Origin of the sequence: Dietzia sp. HMSC21D01, assembly GCF_001815995.1 — a bacterium.
Taxonomy (GTDB): Bacteria; Actinomycetota; Actinomycetes; order Mycobacteriales; family Mycobacteriaceae; genus Dietzia; species Dietzia cinnamea.
This window is the reverse complement of sequence record NZ_KV824182.1, coordinates 1-3,972: the sequence shown is the minus strand read 5'-3', so window position 1 is coordinate 3,972 and position 3,972 is coordinate 1. Positions and strand designations below refer to the sequence as shown.

General features: G+C 71.0%; 3 protein-coding genes. All 3 read right to left on the bottom strand.

The features are described from left to right. Window positions 1–2,208 (bottom strand): MMPL family transporter (locus tag HMPREF3086_RS17645; RefSeq protein WP_070723248.1); only part of this gene is annotated, 2,208 nt, incomplete at its 3' end. An 11-nt stretch (window positions 2,209–2,219) separates the two neighbouring features. After that, window positions 2,220–2,894: an NYN domain-containing protein gene (locus HMPREF3086_RS17640; RefSeq protein WP_082767749.1), complete on the bottom strand. Its 675-nt coding sequence runs from the start codon at window positions 2,892–2,894 to the stop codon at window positions 2,220–2,222. A gap of 49 nt (window positions 2,895–2,943) precedes the next feature. After that, entirely contained in the window at window positions 2,944–3,720 is a 777-nt protein-coding gene (gene trmB, locus HMPREF3086_RS17635) for a tRNA (guanosine(46)-N7)-methyltransferase TrmB (RefSeq protein ID WP_070723247.1), read from the bottom strand. Between the last annotated feature and the right edge of the window lie 252 nt (window positions 3,721–3,972).

The following is a 3,972-nucleotide window of genomic DNA, read 5'->3' as shown; positions in this document are numbered from 1 at the left end:
GGCGGCCCCGGTCGGTCCCGTGCCGTCGGTGTCGGCGGGCCGACCGGTGAGGAGCTCGGGCTCGTCGTCGATCTCGGCCTCGCCGAGGCCGATCCGCTCCTGGACCCGCTTCATCCACCTCGGCGCCCACCAGTTGTCGGTGCCGAGCATCTGCATGACCGCCGGGACCAGCAGCATGCGGATGACGGTGGCGTCGATGATGAGCGCGGCGATCATGCCGAACGCGATGTACTTCATCATCACGATCTCGGAGAAGGCGAACGCGCCCGTCACCACGATGAGGATGAGCGCCGCCGACGTGATGATCCGCCCGGTCTGGGCGACGCCGCTGCGGATCGCCACCGCGGTGCGCGCGCCGCGTGAGCGGGCCTCGACCATCCGCGAGACGAGGAACACCTCGTAGTCCGTGGACAGTCCGTAGATGATCGCCATGAGCAGCACCACGACCGGCGAGGTGAGCGGGCCCGGCGTGAAGCCGAGCAGCCCGGACAGGTGCCCGTCGACGAAGATCCACGTGAGGATGCCCAGCGTGGCGCCCAGGCCGAGCATGTTCATGATGGCCGCCTTGATCGGCAGCACCAGCGACCCGAACGCCAGGAACATGAGCAGCGTCGTGGCCACGAGGACGTACAGGACGAACCATGGCAGCCCGGCGATCAGGGCGTCGACCGAGTCCTTCTCCATGGCGGGGTTGCCGCCGACGAACACCTCGGTGCCGGCGGGGATGGGGAAGGACTGCAGGTACTCGACGGTCTCGGTGGCCGCGTTGCGGTCCTCCACGCCGGCCTGCAGGACCACTACCTCGCGGCCCTGCGAGTCCTGCCCGCCCGAGCGGGCGAACTGGAACGGCCCGGTGAGCCCGGGGGCCTCGTTGGCGGCCGAGCGGATCTGCGACAGCGTCGCGCCGTCCGAGCCGAGGATCACGAGCTTGACCGGGTCGGTCCGCGTGCCGGGGAAGTTCTGGTCGTACTCCTCCTGCGCGACGCGCGTGGGGTTGTCGGGCGGCAGGTAGGTCTCGTTGATGCCGCCGAACTTCACGCCCGAGAACGGGATGATGAGCGCGACCAGCACCACCACGACCGGGATCGCCACCGCCACCGGGCGCTTCATGGAGAAGTCGGCGACGCGGCCGAACAGGCCGTTCTCGACCTCCTCGCGGGTGCGGTGCCGCTGCATCCGCTTGATGCCGAGCGCGTCGACGCGGTGGCCGAGCAGCATGAGCACGGCCGGCAGCAGGGTCACCGAGAGCGCGGCGGCGAGGATCACCGCGGCGATCGCGCCGTAGGCGACGGACTTGAGGAAGTCCTGCGGGAAGACCAGCAGGCCCGACAGGGTCACGCCGACCATGACCGCCGAGAACACCACGGTCCGGCCGGCGGTGGCCACGGACCGGCGCACTGCGGCGTCCGGTGGATACCCCTCGGCCATCTCCTCGCGGAACCGGCTCACCACGAACAGGCCGTAGTCGATCGCCAGTCCCAGGCCGATGAGGGTCACGACGTTCTGTGCGAAGGAGTTCACGGGCGTGATCAGTGACAGCAGGTGAAGTGCGCCGAGCGAGCCGAGGATCGTCAGCACGCCCACCGCGACCGGCAGGAACGCGGCCACGACGCCGCCGAAGACCACGATGAGCAGGAGGAACACGAGCGGCAGCGCGATGAGTTCCGCGCGCACGAGGTCGGCGTCCATGCCGTCCTGTAGGGCGCCGGCGACGGGCTGCAGGCCGGCGATGTCGGTCTCGATGCCCTCGACCGGGATCTGGTCCTCGATCGCCCGGAAGTTCTGGAGGATCTCCTCGGCCTCGCCGGCGATCTGGATGGAGGCCACCGCGATGCCCGCGTCACGGTTGACGAGGGCCGGTGACTGGTTGAACACGAAACTGGTCACGCCGGTGACCCGGTCGGGGTTCTCGGTCCGGATCGACTCCAGCGACTGCCGGATGGGCTCCTGGAACGCCGGATCGTCGACCGACGTGCCCTCGGGGGCGTGGTAGGACACCACGACGTCGCCGAGCGCGTCGCGTCCGTACGCCTCCTGCTCCAACCGCTCGGCGGTCGCCCATCCGCTGTCGGGGTCCTCGAAGCCGCCCTGGCCGAACGGGTTGCCGAACGCGGAGCCGGCGAGGCTGAGGAAGGCCATGACCAGCACGGAGCAGATCAGGACGAGGACGCGGCGGCGGGCGACGAACCGCCCGAGTGAGTTGAACACCGGGGGAGCTCCTAGCGCGAGGTGAGCAGTGCCGACAGCGGCCGCAGCGGCTGCAGCCAGGCACCCTCGTCGGGCAGGTTGTCGAGGCTGACGCGCGGCAGGGGCTCGCGGAACACCCCGGGGATGTCCTCGAGGTCGAGGAACGTGATGGTGTCGTGCTGGACGGCCCAGGTGGCGTGCTCGCGGAACCCGATCACTGCGACCGGGATGTCCTCGGCCAGCTCCTCGAGGGGCTCGCGGAACGCCTGCCCGTCGGCGGAGGCCACGACGACGCCGGCGAGTCGGCCGGACTCGGCGCGCCGGTCGATGTGCTCGAGCATGTCGTCGTCGACGTCGGAGTCGTCGCTGGTCTTGGGCTTGGCGAAGACGGCGAAGCCGACGTTGCGCAGCGCCTCGACCCACGGGCGGACGTTGTCCGAGGTGCCCGGGACGATGTTGGTGAAGACGGTCGCCTCGGCCTCGAGGGCGTCCTGCGTCCGCACGGACAGGTCGGCGGTGTAGCCGAGCAGCCAGCGGCCGAGCGCGTCGAAGCGCGGGCGGTACACGGCGGTCGGGCGGCCGCCGAGGATCGAGCCGAGCCCCATGTCGACGTTGGGTGCGTCCCACACGAGGAGCACCACCCCCGGTCCGTCGGGCGTGGCCACGTCCGTCGTGTCGTGGTTGCGCATCTCGTCTGGTGGGGTCATCGCGTCGTCCGCCTCGGTTCTCGTCGTACGGGGTTCCTGGGGTGGGGCGTCAGTGCACCCGACGCCAGAGGAACTCGTTGATCACCCGTTCCTCCTGCAGCCCCTTGCCCTCGAACTTCGTCACGGGTCTGTCCAGACTGAACGGTACGTGGCGGAGGTCCGTCGCGGGGTCCAGCCGCTGGAGCGCGGGCTCGGCGTCGCCGGTCTCGGCGATCCACTCGGCGTAGTCGGCGTGGTCGGTGGCCACGTGCAGCACGCCACCCGGTCGCAGCCGCGATGCGATGAGTTCGAAGGTGCCGGACTGCAGGAGCCGCCGCTTGTGGTGGCGGGCCTTGGGCCAGGGGTCGGGGAAGAACACGCGGACACCGTCCAGGTCGGCCGGCGCGAACATGTTGGTGAGCACGTCCACGCCGTCGCCACGGATCATGCGCACGTTCTCCAGGCCCTCGCGCAGGATCATGCCCAGCAGCTGGGCCAGCCCGGGCTGATACACCTCCACGGCGATGACGTCGATGTCCGGCTCGGCCGCGGCCATCGCGGCCGTGGACGTGCCGGTGCCGGAGCCGATCTCCACGATCAGCGGTGCGCGCCGGCCGAAGAGCGCCTCGCGGTCGACGATCTCGTCGGAGACGTTACGCCCGTAGGCCGGCCAGTGCTCCTCCCAGTTGCGCTGCTGCCCGGGCCGCAGGGTGCCGCGGCGGAACCGGTAGGCGGTCACCCGGGGGAAGAGACGGGCACTGTCGTCCGGGGTGCCACCGTCGTTCGGGGTACCACTGTCGTCCGGGGTGCCACCGGCCGCGTGTGCGGGGTTCTCGCTCTGGTTCACCCGGCCATCATCCCGTAATCCGTGGTCGCCTCCGAATCCGGGCGTCGGGGCCCGAGGGGAAGGTCTTGCCGCCCGCAGGCGGTCGGGTCACGATGATCGCGTGCCATCCGTGACCCCCGACACCGAGCCCCCGGCCCCGGCTCGTGCCCCCGACCCTGACCCCGTCGCACGGGTCCGGCGCCTGGTCGCGTCCGCCCGGGAGCGGGACGGGGGCCGGGGTGGGACCGCCCCGGTGGAGGCCGCCGTCGCGCG

Coding starts and splice junctions, on each gene's coding strand:
- HMPREF3086_RS17640 (WP_082767749.1), bottom strand. CDS start 2,894: ATGACCCCACCAGACGAGATGCGCAACCACGACACGACGGACGTGGCC.